A 25964-nucleotide genomic window follows, 5' to 3' on the forward strand; every position below is an offset into this window, starting at 1 on the left:
CGACTAATATTCAAGACGTGTCTTATGACGTAAATGATTATGCTGTAAAAACGCCATTCGTCTGATAATCAATACAAAAAAATATTCCGTTCCTGATATCAAATCAACAGCCTAAATGATTATCTCAAAAGCCAGTATAACTATGACAGTCATCGATGTACACCATCCTAATATCCAACTTATACTGAACTCTTCAAAAGTACAAATTGTAATTAATTGAAAATAAAATACTAAATATAAATCTTTTGCCAAACTAAAGTTATAATTTATAGATAACGGGAATTCAGCCAGAATAAAAAATTCAAAATAATTACAGATCCAGATTATATTACACCTGTTTTAAAACAAAGAAAACCAAAATCTTAATCCAAATCCATAAGAACTGAAAGTAGAATTCCATTAAAACCTTTCATAATAATCAATTCAAATTCAGTATTATAAAGTTCAAAAAAAACTTTTCAATTTAATACTGGATTTGGATTTAATTATTTTCTTTTTTTCAAAAAGAGCTAAAGACTAAATTTAAATTATTAAAAAATAAAAAATGAGCACAAATCACAACAGAATAAAAGTTGCCGATTTAGAAAAAAATCAGCCAAATCAAATTTTGACCACTAATGATAGCGGAGAATTAGAATTTAGTGATATTAATAATATAAAAACAGAAAACTATAATGCGCTTGATTATATAGCAGAAGGAAAAGCATTAGACGCTAGGCAAGGAAAAGTATTAAAAGATTTGATTGATACTATTAACACTTTGCTTACTTCTGACGATGTAAATTTGGACACCGTTCAGGAGCTTGTGGATGCTATCAAAACTGTAGAGACTTCGCTTTCTACTATCTTGATAAATGACATTACAACAGGCGGGATTACTAAGGCATTAACTGCTGAAATGGGAAAACAATTGGAGTTAAAAAAATTAGACGTAACCGGTAGTTATGTTTATAATACTTATTTCGTTGATAGCATTGTGGGGAGTAATGCAACTGGGCAATTTCAAAACCCTGCGAAACCTTACTTAGATTTAGCTTATGTCATGGCATTGCCAGATTATAACATTAATAGAAAAATTATGATACTTAACTCAATAAAAAATTAATTATATGGATTTTTTTGCATCTCAAATTATTTGTCTAGCGACAAATGTTTCGCCTAAAGGCTTCATGAAATGTGAAGGGCAAACATTAAAAACAGCAGATTATCCTGCCTTATTTTCGGTTATCGGGATTAATTATGGCGGTAACGGAACTACTAATTTTAAATTACCTGATCTTCGAGATAGATCAATTGTGCATCAATCGGCTTCTAAGGCTTTAGGAAGTTTTGGCGGGAGTTCTTCGATAACTTTAACCGAAGATAATTTACCGCAACATACACATACATTAAATAATGTTGTTGTAAAAATAAAAGCATCTACTGCTAATGCAGATGAAGTAGCTGCCGAAGGTAATTATCCAGCTGTTTCTGGAAGCGCTACTTATTCAGGCAATGGACCAACTACTGGAACCTATACAGGAGAAACTGAAATTTTTGGTACTATTAATAACGCAGGATCAGACTCAACAGTTGATATTCAAAACCCTTACCTAGCGATGAGTTATTTTATTTCATTGTATGGTGTATTACCGGTACAGGAATAATTGCTTATGAAAGCCGTAAATTTATGAGACGGCTTTTTTTATTTTTTTTTGAACAGCGGCTTCGGTAAAAAGCCGCTTGAAAAGTTATTGAATTGGTTTATCGTTTCCTGGACAATAGATACAATAGACTTTACCACTTAAAAAAGGCGGGCATTGTCAGGCAAGTATAATGACGGATGAGGCGATAAAAGGTTTTCTGAAGTAATTCCCAGGAGGCGGGAATTTAAAAAATAATCCTCCAACATTAAAAAAAACTCTCACATCTTAATTAATTAGCACCAAAGCCAACGTTGGAGAGCATTAAATCATCTATGCTGTGGCTTTGCTATTTAAATAATTCTCGAAAGGACAAATATACACTAACCAATCAAAAATTAAGATGAATAATATTACCAAAGGCAATTTAGGTATATACAAATTAAAAAATAAAAAATGAGCATTAATCATAACAGAATAAAAGTTGCCGATTTAGAAAAAAATGAGGCCAATAAAATCTTAATCACAAACAGTGATGGAGAATTAGAGTTTGTTGATATTAACAATACTCTTGATTGCACCCTGCCAGGAAAGGTATTAGATGCCAGACAGGGTAAAGTACTAAAGGATTTAGTCGATAATATCAATGTATTACTTACATCTGATAATGTTAATTTAAATACTATTCAGGAGTTAGTTGATGCTACAACTAGTATTCAAACTCAATTAAACAGTAAGGCTTCAGATGCAAATGTTTTACATAAAACAGACAATGAATCTTGGACAGGGATTAAATCCTCTACTAATACAGGAGCTACTAGTGTAAATGGATTATCATTAACTAATAGTGGTACTGGAGGAACTCAAGTAATTAATATAAGTAATACTTCTACAGGTAGAGGTGTATTTATTACAAATAGTAGCACAGGTCAAGGTCAGTATGTAAATAATGGGTCTGGAGGTAATGGAATCTATGTTCAAAATCAATCTACAGGTACAGGGTATTTCTCTGACAATCAATCTACAGGTGTAGGTGTAATTTTAAATTCACAAACATCATCTACTGGAGATTTAATACAATTTAGAAAAAATAATATTTTAGTATCTAGATTTGATCAAAATGGTAAACTATCAATTGGTGGTGCTAATATGGATACAATGTTTAATGTTTCAGCTGAAGCATTAGATACAGCTGCATTAAACAATTATAATGATACACAGGGATTTGGTGCAATATTATTTAGACGATATACTGGTACTAGATTAGCACCAAGTGGTATTACAACTTCAGCAGTAATTGGTGGTATGATTGGTGCTGGTTCATATAGTGGTGGGACACTTGGTTCTAATACTGTTGCTATAAGAATGTTGGGTAATGGTGTATTTACACCTACAAGTCAACCTACTATGATAGATTTTGCAACTACATCTGTTAGTAGTACAACTAGAACAGAGAGAATGCGTATTGAGAGTACAGGTAATGTTTTAATAGGTACTACTACAGATAACGGAATTGAAAAATTACAAGTTAATGGTTCATCTATATTTACAGGTAGAATTATAACAAATCAGAGACTTACAACAGAAGGGAATTATAGTAGTATTATAAATAATGCAGGAGGAGTTAATTTAGAAATTGCAGCTAGAACTATTACTAATAACACAGCGGCTGCAAGTTCAACAACTACTCAATACACTGCTGCTGGTTTTGGTGTACCTACGTTTTCTGCTACTAATACTGGTATTACATACACTAATGCATCTAACTTATATATTGCAGGTGCACCAATAGCTGGTACAAATGTTACTATAACAAATCCTTGGGCATTATATGTAAATAGTGGTAATAGTTATTTTGGAGGAGAAATTCAAACTAATAATACTATTAGAAAAAAAATTCAATCTGCTGGTACTTCTTACCCTTCTATTTCTAATAGTGAAATAGTAATAGGTGCAAGAAGTAATGGAACTGATCCTATGATTGCATCAAGAACTAATAGTACTACTACAACAGGATTTTTTCAAGTAGCTATTCAAAATGCTGATGTTACTAGAACTGCTGGTGCTGATATGGTATTTAGAACTAGTTATGAAACTGGTAGTGATATATTACAACCCTTAACAACTGCTGGTAAAGCATTTGAATTTAATAATAGTAATCCATTATTATCTATTTTCAGAAATGGTAATGTGAATATCGGTTCTACTGGTACAGATAATGGTTATAAACTAGAAGTAGAGGGTACATCAAAGTTCAATAATAATGTTTTAATAAGTAATACAGGTGTAGCTCCTACTACTCCATACCAATTTAATATTGAGGGTTCTAATGCATTAGCTCTTATAAAAAGAAATAGTTCTCTCGCGATTCAATCACCAAAATATCTTTTTGATAGAACAGGAGCTACTATTACCACTGATATTTCAGCAGGGTATCATTTAGGAGGAGTTCATTTTAGAGGTCTTACTGGAGGTACGATGTCAGATTGGGGGTTACTATCTTATGTTGCTAGTAGTACTACTGCTGGACAAGGATATTTATCAATGTTCAAAAGTGATTTAACAAGCGAAGTATTTAGAATAAATAATAGTAACGGTAATATAATAATACAAAATGGAGGTACATTTACTGATAACGGTTATAGATTAGATGTACAAGGTACTACAAATCTTAACGGTAATACTACTTTACAAACTACTCCAACTACATCTGCTAGTAACTATGATTTCCTTACTCGTAATAGTTCAACAGGAGTTGTAGAAAAAGTTCCTTCAAATTCTTTTGTTACTTCTATAAGTCCTACATTTACTGGAACTCCTACAGCACCAACCGCATCGGTGGGTACAAACACGACACAAATTGCTACAACTGCTTTTGTCACAAATGCAATTACAAGCAATGTAGTTACATTAAGTGGTACCCAGAATATATTAGGAGCAAAAACTTTTAGTACTGCTTATAGCGGATTTAGTAGTGGTACAGGTTTTCAAGCTACATTTAATACAGCTAATGGAGTTTTTGAGATGTTTACAACTACCGCGAAGCCTAGTATTTATTTTTCGGATGGAGGAACAACAGTAGGAGCTATTTTTGATTGTTTTGCAGGCTCTACAGGTAATCACATCATAGGGAAAAATAATAATGTTACTAATTTCACCTTAGATAAACTTGGTAATGTAACAGCAACTTCAGTTACTGGGATTGTAAAACTAAAACAATACACAGTTGCAACTTTACCAGTAGGTACTCAGGGAGACACAGCTTACGTAACTGATGCTACTTCTCCAACATATTTAGGAACTTTAACAGGAGGAGGTTCTGTGAAATGCCCAGTATTTTATAATGGAACTGCATGGGTTTCTCATTAATAATTAAAAATAAATATAAATAGATAACCTCAAATAAGACAAGATAAAGCTTCTCATTTTTTCTATGGATTCTTTATTTTAAAATAAATGTTTCTAACTTAAAACCAATAAATTAGCTGTTTATTCATTTGTTAAAAAAAGACGATGTTCTCCATTAAAAATTTTTTTACAGATAATTTTCTTAATAAAGAATATCGGTCTAATCCACAAAAATACTGAGCGGATTTCAGTATTACAAAGGCATTTTAAAGGAGATATTAATCTCGCTAGGGTCATTTGTTTGTTCATAATGGCTTTATGCAAAATAAAGACAATCAATTATGACCGACTTGCTTCGGCATTTGGCACAAAAGCCAGTAAAATAGTCTGTATTGAAGGATTCAGCACTTCATGAAAGATTTTGACTTTCCGATGGAGATTATCTCTAATTTAATTTTCAATACCTTACCAATTAAAGAAAACCTAGCATTGATATTAGACAGAACCAACTGGAAATTAAGCTAGAAAACATCAATATTTTGATGCTCTGAGTGAGTTCTAAAAATGTTGTGTTTCCTTTGATGTTCAAAATCCTCAACAAACAAGGGGATTCCGACACAAACACACGGACGAAAATCTATCAGCCTGTTTAAATAGGAACAGATTATTTGTCTAAATTCCTTCTATCAGAAACTAAACTTCTGAATATCTGTTTGCTTAGCTCTTTTGTCATGCACTAAAATAAAAAAATATAAAAATGAATATCGATCACAACAGAATAAAAGTCGCTGATTTAGAAAAAAATCAGCCTAACAAAATCTTGACCACTAATGATAATGGAGAATTAGAATTTAGTGATATTAATAATATAAAAACAGAAAGCTATAATGCGCTTGATTATACAGCAGAGGGAAAAGCATTAGACGCTAGACAAGGAAAAATATTAAAAGATTTAATTGATACTATTAATGTTTTACTAGCCTCTGATAATATTAATTTAAATACAATTCAAGAATTAGCCAATGCAATTGAATCCATTCAAAATTCTCTTAATTCCATCTTAGTAAATGATCTGACTACGGGAGGAAACACCAAGGCGTTGACGGCTGAAATGGGAAAAAGCTTAAAAGGTTTGTATGATACTTTGGTGACCACTGCTGGAGGAAAAGAAGACGTTTCAAACAAATCCCAAGACATAGAGACGGATAAAACTTCGACTTCAAAATATTCCAGTGTAAAGCAGTTATATGATTGGGCGGTTGCTAAATTCGTGCAGGCTGCAAATATAAAAACGGTTAACGGTAATAATCTAATTGGAACTGGGAATATTACGACTCCAGATATGACAACCAATACAGCCCAAGAGGTAACAGCTTTAAAGACATTTAGAGCAGGAATGTTTGGACTTAGAAACACAGCAAATACTTTTACTTCATTCTTTGCTAGTGCTGTAACAGCTTCAAGAACTTGGACGTGGCCTGATAAATCAGGAACAGTGGCAATGACTTCTGATATTGTGGCTCAGTTAAATGGAACTGTAAATTTCTTAGTAAAATTTGGAACTGCAACAACCGGAACATTAAGTAGATTATTTGATAATGGTACTTGTTTTGGTATTGGAACTGTAAATACACCTACAAAGGACATTACACTGGGGAATCAACAAAATAGAGAAATAGCTATAGAAGAATCTGACAGTTTAACTAAGGGGAGAGATTTGAGTATTTCTGCTGGTAAGACAATAAATTATCAATTAAGCTCAAACTTTATAGACATTAACCAAGCCCCAAGAAATTGGAGAAAAGGATGTGCTGACACTAATAAAAATAAATATATTCCTTCTGGGACTTCTTTGTATAAACAAACCAATGGAACTGGTGATTTTGTATTATACTATAATTCAGTATATAATATAAATTCAGTAGCAATAAATAATTCAGGAGATATATATATTGCTACTTCAAATGGCTTATATAAACAAACGGGAAGTACTGGAGCATTTGTGCTGGAAAGTGGCATTACTAACAGAAATTATTATTCTATGTCATTCCACCAGAGCGGTGATTTATATGCTGTATGTTCATATTCTGATAATGGGGCGGTCTCAAGTGAATATATTTATAAGAGGGTTAGTAACTCTGGAGACTTTGTGCCTGTAAGTAGTACTCTTGGACGATACAATGATATTTCGTGTGCTCCCAATGGAGATGTTTATGCTTCACTATGGTCTGTGGGGTTGGTAAAACAGACTGGGGGAACTGGACCATGGACTACTATCTTTAGCAATTCAAGTCTAGGTACTGTCTGTGTATTGGCAAATGGAACCATTTATACAGCTAATGTTTATGGTGCAACGCTCCCAAATTTTTATATATCAACTAATAATGGTTCATCTTTTTCTACTTCAATCATTGGTGGGGCAATAGGATATGCTTTCTTTTCTGCAAATGGAAATAATATTTACCAATACAAGTATGTAGGAACTAGTAGTATAACTATGCAAAACAATGATGTTTTAGGTATCTCTAATTTGGATGGTGGAACTCTTAAGCTTAAATCTGGCACGGGGAAAGGCACTGGAAAAAGTAGGTATGAAATATACACTGGTCAAAAAACAATTTCTGGAACAAGTATGCAACTCGAAACACTGAGAGCTTATTTTGATGAAAATGGTTTTTTTATTTACCTGACACCTCCTATTTATGCTAACGACGCTGATGCTGATGCTGATTCAAACCTTCCTTCAGGGGCATACTATAAAGTTACAGGAAATAGAACTCTATTTCAAAAACCATAAAATAATGATATAAACTAAATTTTCAATAATATAGTAACAGAAACGAAAAATTAAGGATAATTAAAATTGAAGTCCGCCTAGAAGATAATACTCAATTTGATGGCGATAAATATCTTATAATTATTAGGATATAAACAATCTTAAAGACGCCTATTACTCTCAAACTGTCTTTTGGAGCAATAAAAAGTTAACCCAAATGAATGACTATTAAAAATACTGAATATAAATCTTTTGCCAAACTAAAGCTATGCTTTATTGATAACGGGAATTCAGCCAGAATAAAAAAATCAAAATAATTACAGATCCTGATTATATTATACCTGTTTTAAAACAAAGGAAACCAAAATCTTAATCCAAATCCATAAGAACTGAAAGTAGAATTCCATTAAAACCTTTCATGATAATCTTTTTCAAATTCAGCATTAGAAAATTTCAAAAGACTTTTCAGTTTTTAATCCTGGATTTGGGTTCTTAATATTTCTACTTTTTTTGCAAATGAACTAAAGAATAAATTTTAATTATTAAAAATATAAAAATGAGCATAAATCATAATAGAATAAGGGTAGCCGATTTAGAAATAAATGAGGCCAATAAAATCTTAATCACAAACAGTGATGGAGAATTAGAGTTTGTTGATATTAACAATACTCTTGATTGCACCCTGCCAGGAAATGCATTAGATGCCAGACAGGGTAAAGTACTAAAGGATTTAGTTGATAATATCAATGCATTACTTACTTCAGATAATGCTAATTTAAACACCATTCAGAAGTTAGTTGACGCTACAACTAATATTCAAACTCAATTAAACAGTAAGGCTCTAGATGCAAATGTTTTACATAAAACAGACAATGAATCTTGGACAGGAATTAAATCCTCTACTAATACGGGAGCTACTAGTGTAAATGGATTATCATTAACTAATAATGGTACAGCAGGAAATGCAACTAGTTTATCAATAAATAATACTAATACAGGTAGAGGATTTCAATTAACTAATACTGGTACTGGCTCAGGTCAAGTAACAGTAAATAGTACTACAGGAATTGGTCAATATTTAGCTAATTCTGCAGGGGGCATTGGATATTCTACTGAAAATTCAAGTACTGGAGCAGCTTATTCAATAAATTCTTTAACTGGCTCTACTGGTAACTCAATAGAATTTAAGAAAAATGGAGTAACAAATTTAAGAATTGATTCAGAAGGTATGTTACGTACTACTAATACTGGTAGTACAAGTACAACTGGAATTGCCATAGTTAATTCTGGTGCTGCCGCTACTCAAGTTGTAAGTATATCCAATACTGCTGGAGGAAGAGGATTATTAGTTACTAATGGTTCTACTGGAGCGGGAATAGTAACCGCTAATAATGGTGCTGGTAATGGAGTATATGTAAATAATGGATCAACTGGTAGTGGTTACTCTTTAGATAATCAATCTACGGGCATAGCTTTTTATCTTAATAGTGCTACAGGTTCTACTGGTGATTTATTAAGATTTCAAAAAAATAGTTCAACAACAGCTAAATTTGACCAACTAGGTATATTTACATCTAATCCATCAGTCACTGCCTCTGGAGGTGAAGCAAGAGGAATGAATATTAGTCCTACTCTAACAGCTGCTGCAAATAATGATGTTTTAACTGCTATAAGAATTAATCCTACTTATAATCAAGGTGCTTTTACAGGTGTAACTAATTTAGGATTATATGTAAATGGTGCAATTAAAGCAACATCTAATGGTAACGATTTGGTACTGATGACAGGTAATAATGATATTGCATTTAGAGCTGTTAGAGCTAATGCTCATGCTGATAATGTCTCAACCCAGTTTTTTCAAATAGGCAATGCTGTCGATAAAGCTTTTCTTACTTCTTATCAAGGAAATGGTTTTTCTAGATTATCTTTCTCTTCTATAACAACACAATTCACTACTGCTGGTTATTTATCCGCTTTAACTCCTACTGGTATATTTGAAATATCAGACGCTAGTAATAGGTATTTCAATGTTTTTTCATCAGGAAGAATTTCTCTAGGGTCAATAGTTGATAACGGAGTAGATAAATTACAAGTAAATGGGACAATTTCAGCCTCTCCGGCAACAACTTTTAACCAAGTTGTTGTTAAATCTCAATTAGATGCTTCAGTTAGACCTTATAAGGTTTACACCGCTCTGTTAACTCAAACAGGTACTTCTGCGCCAACAGCCATTGTATTAGAGAATACGCTAGGTGTTACAATTTCTTGGAGCTATACATCCACAGGATTTTATACTTTTACTAGTTCTGCGAATATTTTTACAACTAATAAGACTATTATATTTACCACTAAGAGTCTGGCAGGAAGTTTTGGTATGGCATTTAATGCCAATATAAGTAGTTTTACTTCTGGAGATATTATTGTATCTAATTCCTCTGGTCTCATGGATAACTCTTTAAGTAATGCCTCTATTGAAATACGTGTATACTCTTAATCTTAAATAAGCATATGTCTTGTCCTAAAATAGCTACACACAATTCAAGAGTGTATGAGACACAAAGAACAGGAAGTTTATGCTATCCGCGAGCGTAAGCAAAGTCATTATGACCAAATGTTGATTTTAAAAGTGGTAAAGAAAGTTGGAGCTGGTCATCCCCGCAAGGAAGCTAACCGTATTTACGAATTAGGCAAAAGTTGCCTTTATAATTGGATGCGTAAATATGGCTCTATGAACTATCATCAAAACGTTAAACGAAAAAGCTATACTAACCTGCAAAAGCGTACTGTTGTAACAGCCATAGAGCAAGGAAGGATGAGTATAAAAGAGGCGCAAACTGCTTATAGTGTAAAAAATGAAAAATAATCCGAAACTGTAATGGCTAAAAAAACAAAACCAGTTAGTGCTGCACAAGCTGAAGCTTTACAAAAAGCATTGGAAGAAGCAGAATTGAAAATCAAGGCACTCAACACGCTAATTGATGTGGCCGAAGAACAGCTTAAAATTGACATCAAAAAAAGTCTGGTGCCAAGCAGAATTGTCAAATCTGAAAACATTACACAAAAATTAGGACAAAATCAAGTTGTGCCCTTATATTCAGTCTAACCCACGCTATAATTTTCTTTTACGATGATGTCTAGCGGTATGAAGTGGGTAGGATCTATATTTTCATGCAAAATAATTTTTTTATAAAGATAGCTTATCCCCATATATCCTTGCTCTTCCGGCTTTTGATTTATTAAAAAATCAATTATTCCAGAATTCAAATACGTGATATTTTCTTTCAAAAGATCATAACCAATTATTCTTATCCCTCTTATTTTTTGTTCTTCTAAAAATTGAGCTACAATATATGCCCTGGAGTTGGGCACAAAGATACTGCTGATGTCTTCAAACATTTTCAAAGTGAGCTGACTCGCATCTGAATCATTAATCGTAATTTCAGAAAAATTAAAATTTGTTAGTTCCGGATGTTCGTCAAAAAAAGTATAAAATCCTTTTATTCGCTGCAAATAAATAGAAGTACTATCGATTTCTCTCGCTATTTTAACGATAAGTACATTACGTTCATTTTTTACTGCAAAACTAATTAACCGCCCAGCTAAATAACCACTTTTAAAAGCATCTTGCCCAATATAATAATGAGGGATTTTATCTTTAATATCAGAGTCAATCATCACTACTGTTGTATCCTTCTTTTTATACTTTTCTAAAAATACAACTGACTCTTCATGAAAAATAGGAGAAAAAAGCAATCCGTCACATTCAAAATCAATTACCTCTGAAAACTTTTCCTGAAATGACACACTGTCAAAATCATAAAGAAAGTAATGCAGCTCTACACCAAACTTCGCAAAATCATCTGCAGCTTTTTTGACTCCGTTTATCTGACTTTCCCAATACTCCAGTTTTTCGGACTTTGGCAAAAAAACAGCTATTTTACATTTTTTGTTCGAAGCCAAATTGCTTGCAAAAATATTTCGCTTAAAACCATATTTCTCAATTATCGCATTTACCTTATCGATATTTTCCTGCGACACCTGTCCCCTATTGTGAATAATTCGATCCACAGTCCCTGGAGAAACATTGGCCAATTCAGCTATTTTTTTAATTGTTATAATATCCGTTAGATTTAAGTTAATAACGTATGGAAAGCTGTAAAATTAATTTTTTTTATTTCAAAATCCGCTATTTACATTTAAGTTTTTATATATATTTGCATTATCCGTGTGCGCACACGAAAATTGCGTGTATTGTAAAAATTGGTTTTAGATAAATCCATAAAAAAGTAAATAATTAAAATAGAAATTTATATATGAAAACAGTAGTAATAACAGGAGCAGGAGGAGTTTTATGCGGCACATTGGCTAAAGCTTTAGCTAAAGAAGGTCATCAAATAGCAGTTTTGGACTTAAAAAAAGAATCGGCAGACAGAGTTGCCGATGAAATTAATGCAGCGGGTGGAAAAGCAATTGGGGTTGCAGCGAACGTGTTGGAAAGAGAATCGTTGGAAGCTGCCAAAAAAGAAGTCAACGAAAAATTGGGAAGTTGCGATATTTTGGTGAACGGAGCTGGTGGAAACCATCCGTTGGGAACCACCACAAACCCATTTTTGTTGGAGGAAGATTTACTAAATACAACCGAAGGCTTCAAAACTTTCTTTGATTTGGATGCCGAAGGAATTAAATTCGTTTTCAACTTAAACTTTATCGGAACTTTATTGCCAACACAAGTTTTTTCTAAAGACATGATCGGCAGAAAAGGCTGTAGTATTTTGAATATATCGTCAATGAACGCTTTCACGCCTCTGACAAAAATACCGGCGTACAGCGGAGCAAAAGCAGCGGTATCCAACTTTACTCAATGGCTGGCAGTACACTTTTCAAAAGTGGGTATCCGAGTGAATGCAATAGCGCCCGGGTTCTTCCTGACCGACCAAAATAGAACATTGTTAACTACCGAAAACGGCGAATTGACGCCAAGAGGGAACACTATTATCGGTCAAACTCCTATGGGAAGATTTGGAGAACCTGAGGATTTAATCAGCTCCACGTTGTATCTTTGTGATGATGCCTCTTCTTTTGTAACCGGAGTTGTTATTCCTATTGACGGTGGATTTAGTGCATTTAGTGGAGTTTAAAAGATAGTACTTAAAATAATTATATAAAAAAATTATGGAACAAACATGGAGATGGTACGGACCAAATGATCCCGTACAATTAGCTGATGCTAAACAGGCCGGTGCAACCGGAATCGTGACTGCCCTACACCATATCAAAAACGGACAGGTATGGGAAGTGGATGAAATCATGAAAAGAAAAAATGAAGTGGAGGCTGCGGGATTGACTTTTTCAGTAGTGGAAAGTATTCCGGTGCATGAAGACATCAAAAAACAAACGGGTGACTACTTGCAATACATAGAAAACTACAAGCAAAGCATCAAAAACTTGGCGGCTTGCGGTGTTCATATTGTTTGCTATAACTTTATGCCGGTTTTGGATTGGTCTAGAACCGATTTGTCATACGAAATGCCGGATGGTTCCAAAGCTTTGCGCTTTGACATCAATGAATTTGCCGCTTTTGAATTATTCATTCTAAAACGTCCGGGAGCAGAAAAGACCTATACAGAAGCACAAATTGCAAAAGCAAAAGCTACTTTTGAAAAACTGACTGATGCCGATAAAATAAAATTACAACAAAATATTATCGCTGGTTTACCAGGTGCTGAAGAATCCTACACTGTGGATGATTTCCTAAAAGTTTTGCAGGGATATGATGGTATCGACGCCAATAGATTAAAAGAAAATCTTTATTATTTCCTTCGCGAAATTGTACCTGTGGCCGAAAGCGTAGGCGTAAAAATGGCAATTCACCCTGACGATCCGCCTTATCCAATTTTGGGACTTCCAAGAGTCGTAAGCACCGAAGCTGATTTAGTGCAGTTGCTAAATGCTATTGATTCTCCTTCTAATGGATTTTGTATGTGCACGGGATCTTATGGCGTAATTGCTCAAAATGATTTATCGGGAATGATTGACCGTAATGGCGAAAAAATGAATTTTATCCACCTAAGAAGCACACAACGTGACGAGGAAGGAAATTTCTATGAAGCCAATCACCTGGAAGGAAATGTGGATATGTATGAGGTGGTGAAATCTATCGTAAAGATGGAGAGAAAAACCAACAGAATTATCCCAATGCGTCCCGATCACGGACACCAAATGCTTGATGATTTGAAGAAAAAAACCAACCCAGGATATTCAGGAATTGGACGTTTGAGAGGTTTGGCTGAATTACGCGGTTTGGAATTGGGTATCAAAAGAAGTTTGTAGATAACAGTATTCCACCTTCGCTTTTTTTTATAAAACAAAATTGCGCAAGGTGGAATTATCTCAGTAGTAAATTGAAATCCCTGTATTTATAAGATTATTATAAAAAACAGCGAAATCTATTTCTCTGCAGAAGACAAGCCCCTTAGTAAACATTGAGGGTTTCGTTATTTATTAGTTAAACCGTTTTCTACAAAAATGCAAAATGGTGTTACCTTTTCAGGTAGCACCATTTTGCATTTTATCTCTCCTGTTTTTTTTACAAAAATCTGTTTTTCAAGCTTTTGAGAGACATAATTGTAGTCATTTTATTCGCTTATTAAATTTTATTTTACAACATCACCAATTAAAAATTTTCTTAATCCAGTTTGGCAATTTATTGTACCTCTTTAAATAGTACCATAAACACACATAAAGCATAGCTTTAAATCTATAAATTGTTTTATAAATTTAAAACTATGCTTTATGTGTGGTTTTATAGTCCCCCACAGACTATAAATACCATTTTTTATATCGCAATAATGCTTCCAAGAAATAATAATCCGCATACGTAAGCGGCGTATCAACTTCACTTTTATGTGGAATCGATCCTACGCTGTGCATCAACAAATAACCTCCGTTTGTTCCCAATTGCGCTCTATACTTTGGACTTGATAATGACTTCAAAATTGTCTTGGCAACGTTTACATAATTTTGCTTTTCCTTTCCTGAAGTGTATTGTCCCAATTCCAACAATGCCGATGCATAAACTGATGCAGCCGATACATCACGCAAAGTACTTGGAGTTATTGGCGCATCAAAATCCCAATACGGAACCTTATCAGATGGCAAATTAGGGTTGTTCAATATAAATTTGGCAACTCCTTGTGCTTGCTTTAAGTAAGCCGGATCTTTTGTAAAACGATACATCATAGTATAACCGTATAATGCCCATCCTTGCCCCCTGCTCCATGCACTGGAATCGGCATATCCTTGAGCAGTAACTTTCTTTTTAACTTCTCCTGTATTCAAATCATAATCCAATACGTGATAACTGCTGTAATCTGGTCTGAAATGATTTTTAATCGTTGTATTGGCATGCGTTTCGGCTATGTTTGCAAAACTTTTATCAGTACTGTTATGACTTGCCCATTCCAACATTTCAAGGTTCATCATGTTGTCAATGATCACCGGACCAACAAAACCTTTTTGTCTAAGTCCTCCATCAGTAACTTCCCACGATTGAATTACTTTGGCATCGGGACGATATCTTGTAGCTAATGATTTAGACGATTGAAGGATCACTTTTTTATACTCCTCATTTTTTGTCAATCGATAAGCATTTCCAAAACTGCAAAACATCATAAAACCCAAATCATGGTTTTTTGTAAAATATTTTACCGTATCCAAAATGGCCAATCGTTTTTTGGCTTCATCAAGGATTAAAGGCTTTTTGGTATATTCATAAATATACAAAAGTGTTCCCGGATAAAACCCGCTGCACCACCAATAAACATCGGAATTGACATTACGATTATTTTCGAATGTTCTAGGCATCGAATCGGATGGAGTTGCTTTCTCCAAATATTGATACTGCTTTTCGGCAAATGCAAAATTATCCTGAATCATTTTTTGCATGACAAAATGATCCTTGCTATTGTCTTTTTGAGCCGAAATTGATAAGCTACAAAATGACAATAGTATTAAATAATACTTTGTTTTCATGTGAGTTGTTTATTGTTTTTAATTGGCCATATGAGTTATATGTAGTTAATTGCTTCGCCTGTTCATTTTCGTCCTAGTTTCATAGATGCTATTGGTTTTTACGACCAATTTAAATCATGCTCATTTCTCATGAATTTTACTATGTGATAAAAAAGTTGGTAAAAAGTTATTGTGTAATTTTTACCAACTTTTTATATCAGAACTAAATTTTACCAGCCTGGGTTATTTTTCCCTTCAAGTGCAGTATTGGAAGAAATTTCTAATGAAGGAATAGGGAACAATAAATGCTTTGGCAGAACATTTTTACCTCCTAAACCACCATAGGATACACCACCCCCATTTGCAGCTATATCTGCACCTACTGCATTCATGGTAGATACAAATTTATTCCAGCGAATTAAATCGGAACGACGTAATCCCTCAAAACATAACTCACGCATACGTTCGTCTTCAATAAATAGTTGAAATCCCGCTTTTCCACCAGCAACGGCTGTTGCAGTTGCTGCATCAGAAACGGCATATGGCAATGCAACATTGGTTTGTCCATAACCTCTGCGACGTACTTGGTTAACTGCTTCTGCAGCAGCAGCTGTTGGACCATTTACCTGATTTTCTGCTTCAGCATACATTAGGAGAACATCAGCGTATCTCAAAAGAGGAAAATTGATTGGTGTATAATTTTGATTCTTAGGAGTAAGCAATTCATATTCCCTTCTCCATTTACCACAATCTCTGGTATATTGATTTGCTGTAGTATTAGTAATATTAGTTCTAACTCCACTAGTCGCGTTTATTGTATAAGTAGTCAATACCCAATCACGACGCAGATCTTTTCCTGTAGCATCATAGCTTCTAAATAATTTTCCGGTTCCTTTTACAAATCCAAAAGAATAACCATATAAATTAAAATAAATACTAGCAGCAGTAGGTTGGCATAAAATTCCGTTATTATTTCCTAAACGCCCGTTCTCAGTGTAACCATCCGTACGATTTCCTTTTTCTTCAACTTCCCACATGGTTTCATTTGTATTATAAACATCTGCCGCTTCATCAATAAATATTTGGCGATATCCATTATTTGTTACTACACCATTTGATGGATTTTTAACGTTATAATAATCTGCAGGCAAAGTAGCAGGTGCAGTCGTTTTAAAAGCTACATTTAATGAATGCTGTCCTGAATCGATTACTTTTTTTGACCACGATAATGCTTCAGCATATTTTGAAGTATCATTTAAAGGATATCCTGCCATTTGCAAACATACCCTTGCCAGAATTCCCTCAACAGTCGTTTTATAAATACGGCCAGCAAAATCCAATTTAGTTTGGCTAACCATACCTTCTGCTGCTTTCATGTCTTTCAGTATCTGTGCATAAACCTCAGCTGTAGATGTTTTGGCTAGAGCAGTACCATTAGGAGTTGTTGTTGGCTCCAATCGTAAAGGCACATCTCCAAACCTAACAACCAACATAAAATAGTAATATCCTCTTAAGAATAAAGCTTCTCCCAACATCTGCTGACGTTTTGCTTCATCCATTTGTGGCAAATTAATATTTGCGATCACATCATTTGCTCTATTGATCCCTTTGTAACATTCAGACCACATATCAGAAACGTTTGTGGCAGTAGGATCAAAATTATAAACTTGTGTACCTATCAATCCTGCACCTGTAGCACGAGCAAAAAAACCTTCATCTGTACATGATTCTAATTGATACCAAATCTGACTACCATATAATTTTTCTCCACCTAGCGGATCGTACACTCCAGCTAAAGCGCTAGTTAAACCAGCTTCATCTGTAAAATACTGCTCCAATGAGATTTTTTGGACCGGTTCTGTGTTCAAAAAATCTTCACATGAACTGGTGGAAATTGCCACCATCGCTAATAGTATATATATCTTTTTCATTTTGAAAGTGATTTAATTTTTTAAAATGTAATGTTTGTTGCAAAAAATATTGTACGAGCACGTGGATAGGACGAAAAATCAAATCCTGGAGTCAACGCAGAACTATATGTATTTACCTCAGGATCTGAACCTGTGTACTTAGTCCATGTGTAAATATTAGATCCCGACAATGAAAAACGCAATGATCTAAGATGCATTTTTTCAACAAATTTTTTATCGAAGTTGTATCCTATGGCAATATTTTTTAATCTCAAAAAAGATCCATCTTCGACTATCATTGAAGAATATCCTCCTCCTTGATAACCTTTTGTTCTAAAAATATCAGAATTGGGATTTTCCGGAGTCCAACGATCTGCGTAAGTAGCAAATTGGTTAAAACCTTCTTGAGCTTTTGCATTTCCTTCAAACAAAAGACTATTCGCATTCATAATGTCATTACCATAAGACCATTGGAAGAAAATATTCAAATCAAAGTTTTTGTAAGTGAAGTTATTGGTAAAACCACCTGTGTTAAGAGGGTTACCATTTCCTATTACTGTATAATCTGCTGTAGTTATTGTTCCATCTCCATTACGATCTACATATTTAATGTCTCCAGGCTGAACACCTGCATTACCATTGTTAGCAATTCCTGGCTTTAACACATAAGTACCGTTAGCTTGTTTGTTAAAATCCTCATACTTATATGTACCTGCCCACTCGAAACCATACATTTGCCCTATAGGCTGACCAATATTTGCGATATAAGCACTTGCTCCACTAAAAGAATTATCCCAAGCAATAGTACTTTGCAAATTAGTTTGCCCTTCAGCTAATGCTAACAATTTATTTCTGTTGAAAGAAATATTTGCACTAGAAGTCCATGAAAAATCTTTAGTAACAATATTTCTGGTGGTCATAGTTAATTCCAAACCTTTATTTTCTACACTACCAATGTTTTTGAATGCTGTGGCATATCCAGTAGATAGAGGAATATTTGCTTTAATCAATAAATCTTTGGTTGTTTTTTTATAAACATCAGCAGAAAAAGTTACTCTTTGATTAAAGAATCCTAAATCAATCCCTGCATCAATCTGCTCCGTAGTTTCCCATTTTAACTGAGAGTTGCCCAGTGATATCCCTGCAAGTCCATTTACATAAACATTATTAAAACTATATGTAGCATTTAAAGGATTTGATGGATCATAATACTTTGTAAGATAATCAAAATCCCCTACACGATTGTTACCGGTTTGTCCGTAACTCGTACGTAATTTACCATCAGACAATGCTTTAAATCCTTTGATGAAGTTCTCCGCACTAAATTTCCAGGAAAGTGCTCCCGATGGAAAATACCCCCAGTGATTTTGCGAAGGAAATTTAGAAGACCCATCAGCTCTCATAGAAGCAGTAATAAAATATTTAGATGCAAAATCATAATTTACCCTTCCTAAAAAGGAAGCCATGGTCCAATCTGAATCAGTTGGATCTACTCTTAACTGCACACCTTCATCAAATCCGTCAAACATTAACTCTTCGTGAGGCAATTGATTTACTGCCCTTCCGTACGACCAAGTTCTTTGGTGTTGCGCTGTAAAACCACCTAAAGTAATAATATGATTTTGCCCATATTTTTTATCCCAAGTCAGAGTGTTTTCATTTAACCAGTTGCTATAGTTATTATTCATCATTTTTCCATTCACACCATTAGCATTTCCTGGACGCCCATAAGCGGTTTTAGTATTATAGAATTCGTCTTTTTCACTTCTACTTTCAATAATACCATAAGTAGATCTCAATTTCAATTCTTTAGTTAGAAAATAGTCAAGATATCCATTTACAGACGTATTAGTGGTAGTAGTTACATTATAAGTGTTTTCAAGATTGAGAATAGGATTTACTCTATAATCTGTAGTTGGGTTAACATTCGGATCTTGAAATATATCCTCGGGATTTTCAGAATTAGGTGTATATGGACGGGAGCCCCAAACTGAAACCATCAAATTCGTTGTACCACTTCCAGTAGCACCGGCTGATTGAGTTGGATCAAGACCTGTTTGTTTCAAATGACTATAATTTGCATTCATTCCAATTTTTAACTTATCTGTAACTTTGTAATCAAAGTTTGCCCGCCCTTGATATCTTGTATAATTTGAATTCAAGAAAATACCATCTTGGTCAGTAGCCGATCCAGACACTGAATATCTGATTTTTTTGCTTCCACCTGATATAGACAAATTATTAGTTTTAAATAATGCAGTACGGGTAACCAAGTCCTGCCATGGAATACTTGGCTCATTTCTATAACTTTCAAGTGTTCTCCCAGGATCAGTAAGATAGATTTGCGTTGGCGATTTGGACGGAGCCGTAACTAAAGCAGGATTGAATTCTAATTGATACTTAATAAAATCATAAGTACTCATCATGTCCATTTTTTTAGAAATATCCTGAACCCCAATAGAACTTGAAAAGTCAAAAACAGGTTTTCCTTCTTTACCTCTCTTCGTTTGGATTACTACAACCCCATTAGCTCCTCTGGCACCATAAATAGCAGTAGCCGAAGCATCTTTCAAAATATCGATAGACTCAATATCGGCAGGGTTAATCACGTTATTGTTTGGGTCTTCAATCAAGAAACCATCAACTACATATAATGGGCTGTTAGCCTGTGTAACCGAGTTATTACCTCTAATAACAATATTAGTACCAGATCCCGGTCTACCATCTCCAGATGTAACCTGAACCCCTGCCACACGACCAGCCAAGGCTTCATCGAAAGAACGCACTGGAGTTTTATTGATATCTTTCATAGATACACTACCAACTGCTCCAGTCAAATCTTTTCTTTTCACAGTTCCATATCCAATTACAACAATTTCATCAAGGTTACTGGTTGCAGATTTTAAAGTAACATTTATAGAAGTTCTTTCTCCCACCGTAACTGTAGCTGTTTCATATCCCATATAAGAAAAAACCAATTGATCTTTTGAAGCTGCCTTAATCTTATATTCACCTGTAAAGTCAGTTACCACAGCTTCCTTAGTTCCTTTTACAGAAACAGTAACTCCCGGTAGTGACTCTTTTTTATCATCATGTACAGTTCCAGAAATCATTTTGCTCTGTGCTTGCGCAAAAACTGGAGCAATTATCATAAAAATACCAACAACTAGTTGTCTTAAAACCTTACTGAAAGGTTGGTATTTCAAGTTCAAAGTTTTCATAATTATTTCTTTAGTTTTAGTTAATTCTTTTAAATCGGTTTTTGGTCAAAAGTTAGTTTGTTTTACATACATTAATTTAGGTTCATTTTTCACATTAATAATTTGTCTCATTTTTATTAAAAAAGACTTGATCAAAAAATTCAATTACCATTATCAAACACTTATTTATCTATTCACAAAACAAATGATGCACTCTCAAGTTGCTTTAGTTTCAAGCGTATTTGTAATACTGTTTAATGATTTCAAAATTATCATAAGACTGTTTATCAAGCGGTTCCAAACGTCTCTTTTTGGGTCAAAATCGTCTCTTTTTAATTAAAACATTCCTTTATTCCTGATTTAAAATACCATAATGTGTTCGAAAACAATACATTCATTTTCTTTATCAAATATTAATTTATTCCGATTAAAATATCATGAAAATTTTGAAAACTGAAATTTATTCGCATTTAAAAGTTCAAATAGTCATTAAATACCCTTAAGCTTCAAAAAAATTAACACAACCTACTTAGACTTCTAAATTTTCTATTAATTTTGACAAATATCTATTAAATATAGGTTCATTTATTCTTGATATTTATTTAGCCCCCAACTTTACATTTCTTAATTGTAAAATTTAAATATTTTGATGTTATCGATGTACTCTTCATTTTACAAACCTTAAAACTTTTTAATGATTTTTAAAAACCATAAGTTCGGATTTCTTTTTTTAGGGATTTGCATTTGGAGTTTGTTTTTCTTGACCTCTGAAAGTTTAGCCCAGACCAATTCTTTATCATTTAATCGTCTAGATGTTACTAATGGCCTTTCAAATAATTCTGTTTTATCGATTAATCAAGACGCGACAGGATTTATGTGGTTTGGGACAAAATATGGTCTAAACCGTTTTGATGGACGTAACTTTAAAATTTTTAAAAATGACCCTCAAAATAAAACCAGTATATCCTCCAATGATTATATCAAAAATCTGGCATTAACCAGAGATAATAAGATGTGGGTCGTATCTGACGGACTCGATTTATACCATCCAGAAGACAATTCTTTTGAAGCTATTATTCCGCAAAGCGAAAACATAACAAGAGTATTGCAGGATGTGAAAGGTAATTTGTGGATTGGCTCGTTAACTCAGCTCCGATTTAAAGCCGCAAACAGTAAAAAGATTACCACCATCAAAATTGCAAAAAGCAACCTGCAAATTTTTGCTCTTTTTGAAGATAATCAACGTCATATTTGGGTTGGAACATCTGCAGGGTTATATGAATTGTATTTTGCCAATAAAAAGATAATTACAAGAAGACATTTCAGTTCCCAATTAAACGGAGGTTCAAATATTGGCGAAATCACGACTATCGCACAAGATAAAAGTTTAAAATTCTGGATTGGAACAAAAAATGGTGGTATTTATCTCTTTGATAAGAAGTCAATGCAACTCACGCACTTTGTAAAAAATAACAATGATAAAAATTCATTGGTAAATAATAATATCCGTAAAATATTACTTAACAAAAACGGTATGCTTTGGATTGGAACTCAAGATGGCTTATCGATTTTGAACCCTTACACCTATCAATTCACCAATTACCAACACGATTCTACAAATCCAAAGAGTTTAAGCCAAAACTCTATTCACAATATTTTTCAGGATAAAAATGGTTCGGTTTGGATTGCGACTTATTTTGGAGGGGTTAATTTAGTATATTCTGTAAATACCCCTTTCTCTATTTACCAAAATAGCACCAACAAAAACAGCCTCAGCAGCAATGTAATCAGTACAATCGTAGAAGACAGTAAACACAATTTGTGGATTGGTACTGAAGCGGGAGGACTGAACTATTTCAACAGAAGCAGTCAACAGTTTAACTCCTATAAAAATAATATTAATAACAAAAACAGCTTAAGTTCCAATTTGGTTAAAGCCATTGCCATTGATAAAAACCAAAATTTATGGATTGGTACATCATTTGGAGGATTAAATTTTTTCAGTCCTAAAACGGCTAGTTTTACTGTTTTTAAAAGAAATGAGAACAATAACAACCGCATTTCATCGGACAATGTTAACTGTCTGCTTATCAATAAACAAAACAAATTATTTATTGGAACGACTGTAGGTTTGAATATTTACGATATTGAAAAGCAGAAATTCAGTTTTATTCCTTCCAGCGGAAAAACATATGTAAACAAATTTATTAATACCTTATTTGAAGATAAAAAAGGAACTATTTGGGTTGGGACCCCTCTCGGAATTTATATTTATAAAGACTCAAAACTTCTGTATGCAAATTTTAAAGATAGCTTAAACAAACCTTTTCAATACAGCGTCAATTGTTTCCACCAAGATAATAAAGGCGGCATTTGGGCAGGGACTTACCATAAAGGATTAGCATTGCTCAATATAAAAAACAACAGTTTTAAAATTTTTAATACCTCCAATGGTTTACCTAGCGACAATATATTGGCCATAACCGAAGACAGTGGCACCAATTTATGGATAAGTACCGATGATGGATTAGCAAAATACAATCGTCGTTTAAATACTTTTAGAAGTTTTAACATTCTCGACGGTTTACCGGATAATCAATTTAATAGCGATTCCGCTCTAAAAGACAGTCAGGGAAGGATGTATTTTGGCACCTACAACGGATTAGTAAGTTTCATCCCTGAAAATATAGAAAAAAATAAATTCGCACCAGAAGTAGTATTATCTAACCTGAAATTATTCAATTTACCAGTAAAAATTAACGATGAAAGTGGTATCCTAACACAAGATATTAATTTCAGTAATACTTTGACTTTTGATCATGATCAAAATAATTTTGCAATTGAATTTTCGGCATTAAACTTTATAAAATCGAACAAAAACAAATATGCTTATAAACTTGATGGTTTTGATAAAAACTGGAATTTTACAGATATCCCATCGGCAACCTATACCAATTTACCTGCGGGAAGTTATGATTTTTTAGTTAAAGCTGCCAACAATGATGGCATTTGGAATGAAAGTCCCAAAAAAATTGAAATAGTAATACTTCCTCCTCTTTGGGAAACTTGGTGGGCTTATTTGATCTATTTCATAGCATTTTTTGCAATTGCTTATTACATTCTGAAGTTTTTCAAAGCCAGAGCAGACCTTAAACAAGAGCTCCATTTTGAAAAAATGAAACTGGATTTTTTTACCAATGTATCGCATGAAATCAGAACACCATTAACCCTGATTTTAGGCCCTATTGAAAAAATAGTGCAACTATCCACGAAAAGCGCTCCCATTAATAAATATGCGCTAAGTGTTAAAAACAATGCTGACCGTCTGTATCGATTGGTTAATGAATTATTGGATTTCAGAAAAGCAGAATCCGGTAACATGCGCTTGTATTTTTTTGAAGAGGATATTGTAAGCGCTTTAAAAGAAGTTTTTGACCATTTTAAAACGCTTGCCGAAACCAAGAATATTCACTACACTTTTAAGAGCAGTGATCCACAAATTTTGGTCTATTTTGATAAAGATCAAATGGAAAAGGTATTTTTTAATCTCTTATCAAATGCGTTCAAGTTTACGCCAAATGATGGCACAATAAGTCTAAAAATTACTTTAAAAAAACAAAAAGTAAAAATTACAGTAACCGATAATGGTAAAGGTATTGAGATTGCTAATATTGATGATATTTTCAAGAACTTTTATCAAGCGGGACAAAATATGGGTACTGGTATTGGCTTGGCTCTTTCTAAAAGTTTGGTAGAACTTCATAAAGGTAAAATAAAAGTATCAAGTAAGCCTGCCAAAGCAAACGAAAGCGGCAAAACTACTTTTACGGTAATATTGAAACTTGGGAAAGATCATTTAAACGAAATTGATATTAGTCCAGCACCGACCATTGAAAACACAGTTTTCCAGGAGGTTGAAGATTACGAATCAGAAGAGTTTATTGAAAGTCCAATTATTGATAATAAAGATAAAAAAGAACATATTTTAATTGTAGAAGACAATGACGAAGTGAGAGATTTCATCAAACAATCACTAGAAAGTCAATATCATGTTTACGAAAGCGAAAACGGGCTGGAAGGATGGAAAAGTGCTATTCATATCCTACCCGATTTAATTATTAGTGACGTAATGATGCCAATTATGGATGGTTTGGAACTTTGCAAAAAGTTAAAAACAGACATCCGTACTTCTCATATTCCTGTAATCATGCTGACTGCAAAATCGGCTCCGATACATCAAATACACGGTCTCCAACATGGTGCAGATACTTATATCACCAAGCCATTCAGTGATCAAATTTTACACTTAAATATCCGCAATCTCCTGTCTTTAAAAGCTTCATTGCAAAAGAAATACAGCGAGCAATTATTAAAATTGCCTATAATAACAAGTACAGAAATGTCGCAGGAAGAAAAATTCCTGCAAAAACTGCATAAAATCATCGAAGACAATATTGCTAATACTGATTTGGATATCAGCTTTCTTACCACAGAAATTGGCATGAGCAGAGCTGTTTTGTACAAAAAATTCAGTGCGCTCACCGACCTGACTTTAAACGATTTTATTAAAACCAAACGATTAAATCATGCAGTAGGGCTATTCCAAAAAGGAGAAACTTCGATATTATCGGTTGCAGAACAGGTTGGCTTCAACAATACCAAATACTTTAACCGAGAATTCAAAAGGGTTTACGGTATTACTCCTAGTGAGTATATTAAAAATAAAGGGCAAACGGGAAATGAAGCTTTATAGATAATTGTTCTTTTAATATAAGAATTATAAAAATCAAAAGCCGATAGCATTCAAACTATCGGCTTTTTCTATAAAAACTTAAATCTATTAACCACAATAGATTCACGCTGAAAAACATATTTATTTCACGAATGGTATTGTCCTATTACCGAATTATCCCAAACCCAATAACCCTTTCTATAAAAGCCGCCGTTTTTAACTGCTTTACCCTGATTGTGAAAAATCTCATTTTTTGAGTTCTTCTTTAACTCCAATAAATCTGTTGTTTTTACTTGTGCAGACATCAACTGAAACGCAATTAAAAGTCCCAATAAAATTAGATTACTTCTTTTCATAATCTATTTA

Annotated in this window: 15 protein-coding genes; 10 read left to right on the plus strand and 5 right to left on the minus strand. The window is 33.6% G+C overall.

Going from position 1 to position 25964, the window contains the following annotated elements; genetic code table 11:
- Positions 1 to 544: 544 nt before the first annotated feature.
- The 7 genes from OZP12_RS15490 (at position 545) to OZP12_RS15520 (ending at position 10849) form a co-directional block, all read left to right on the plus strand.
- Positions 545 to 1105 (plus strand): hypothetical protein, encoded by a 561-nt coding sequence (locus OZP12_RS15490; protein WP_281225939.1) that lies wholly within the window; start codon positions 545 to 547, stop codon positions 1103 to 1105.
- A 4-nt stretch (positions 1106 to 1109) separates the two neighbouring features.
- Positions 1110 to 1646 (plus strand): phage tail protein, encoded by a 537-nt coding sequence (locus OZP12_RS15495; RefSeq protein ID WP_281225940.1) that lies wholly within the window; start codon positions 1110 to 1112, stop codon positions 1644 to 1646.
- A 432-nt stretch (positions 1647 to 2078) separates the two neighbouring features.
- Positions 2079 to 4991 carry a beta strand repeat-containing protein gene (locus tag OZP12_RS15500; protein WP_281225941.1) on the plus strand — a complete coding sequence of 971 codons (2913 nt, stop codon included), beginning with the start codon at positions 2079 to 2081 and terminating at the stop codon, positions 4989 to 4991.
- Between the two features lie 736 nt (positions 4992 to 5727).
- Complete coding sequence (locus OZP12_RS15505; RefSeq protein ID WP_281225942.1) at positions 5728 to 7767, plus strand: hypothetical protein; 2040 nt, start codon at positions 5728 to 5730, stop codon at positions 7765 to 7767.
- 535 nt (positions 7768 to 8302) lie between these two features.
- Positions 8303 to 10240: a hypothetical protein gene (locus OZP12_RS15510; RefSeq protein ID WP_281225943.1), complete on the plus strand. Its 1938-nt coding sequence runs from the start codon at positions 8303 to 8305 to the stop codon at positions 10238 to 10240.
- A 54-nt stretch (positions 10241 to 10294) separates the two neighbouring features.
- Positions 10295 to 10609 carry an IS630 transposase-related protein gene (locus OZP12_RS15515; protein WP_281225944.1) on the plus strand — a complete coding sequence of 105 codons (315 nt, stop codon included), beginning with the start codon at positions 10295 to 10297 and terminating at the stop codon, positions 10607 to 10609.
- A 12-nt stretch (positions 10610 to 10621) separates the two neighbouring features.
- On the plus strand, positions 10622 to 10849 hold the full coding sequence (locus tag OZP12_RS15520) for a hypothetical protein (RefSeq protein WP_281225945.1): 228 nt from the start codon (positions 10622 to 10624) through the stop codon (positions 10847 to 10849).
- Here OZP12_RS15520 and OZP12_RS15525 read toward each other — a convergent pair.
- A complete protein-coding gene (locus OZP12_RS15525; RefSeq protein ID WP_349293581.1) occupies positions 10846 to 11886 on the minus strand; it encodes a substrate-binding domain-containing protein in 1041 nt (346 codons plus the stop codon). The two genes, OZP12_RS15520 and OZP12_RS15525, sit on opposite strands and share 4 nt — an antisense overlap.
- A 173-nt stretch (positions 11887 to 12059) precedes the next feature.
- Here OZP12_RS15525 and OZP12_RS15530 point away from each other — a divergent pair, with 173 nt between their 5' ends.
- Together OZP12_RS15530 and uxuA are read left to right on the plus strand one after the other, a co-directional pair.
- On the plus strand, positions 12060 to 12884 hold the full coding sequence (locus OZP12_RS15530; protein ID WP_281225946.1) for an SDR family oxidoreductase: 825 nt from the start codon (positions 12060 to 12062) through the stop codon (positions 12882 to 12884).
- A gap of 34 nt (positions 12885 to 12918) precedes the next feature.
- Positions 12919 to 14076: a mannonate dehydratase gene (gene uxuA / locus OZP12_RS15535; protein ID WP_281225947.1), complete on the plus strand. Its 1158-nt coding sequence runs from the start codon at positions 12919 to 12921 to the stop codon at positions 14074 to 14076.
- A gap of 489 nt (positions 14077 to 14565) precedes the next feature.
- Here the strand turns inward: uxuA and OZP12_RS15540 are convergent, their stop codons facing one another.
- The 3 genes from OZP12_RS15540 to OZP12_RS15550 all read right to left on the minus strand — a co-directional run bounded on the left by OZP12_RS15540 (position 14566) and on the right by OZP12_RS15550 (position 20887).
- On the minus strand, positions 14566 to 15777 hold the full coding sequence (locus OZP12_RS15540) for a glycoside hydrolase family 88 protein (RefSeq protein WP_281225948.1): 1212 nt from the start codon (positions 15775 to 15777) through the stop codon (positions 14566 to 14568).
- Between the two features lie 209 nt (positions 15778 to 15986).
- On the minus strand, positions 15987 to 17687 hold the full coding sequence (locus OZP12_RS15545; RefSeq protein ID WP_281225949.1) for a RagB/SusD family nutrient uptake outer membrane protein: 1701 nt from the start codon (positions 17685 to 17687) through the stop codon (positions 15987 to 15989).
- A 20-nt stretch (positions 17688 to 17707) separates the two neighbouring features.
- Positions 17708 to 20887, minus strand: a complete 3180-nt coding sequence (locus OZP12_RS15550; RefSeq protein WP_281225950.1) for a SusC/RagA family TonB-linked outer membrane protein — start codon at positions 20885 to 20887, stop codon at positions 17708 to 17710.
- Between the two features lie 673 nt (positions 20888 to 21560).
- Between OZP12_RS15550 and OZP12_RS15555 the strand changes: the two genes are divergently transcribed.
- Positions 21561 to 25619 (plus strand): hybrid sensor histidine kinase/response regulator transcription factor, encoded by a 4059-nt coding sequence (locus OZP12_RS15555; RefSeq protein WP_281225951.1) that lies wholly within the window; start codon positions 21561 to 21563, stop codon positions 25617 to 25619.
- Between the two features lie 125 nt (positions 25620 to 25744).
- Here OZP12_RS15555 and OZP12_RS15560 read toward each other — a convergent pair whose 3' ends face one another.
- Entirely contained in the window at positions 25745 to 25954 is a 210-nt protein-coding gene (locus OZP12_RS15560) for a hypothetical protein (protein ID WP_281225952.1), read from the minus strand.
- Between the last annotated feature and the right edge of the window lie 10 nt (positions 25955 to 25964).

Source organism: Flavobacterium aquiphilum (assembly GCF_027111335.1).
Taxonomy (GTDB): Bacteria; Bacteroidota; Bacteroidia; order Flavobacteriales; family Flavobacteriaceae; genus Flavobacterium; species Flavobacterium aquiphilum.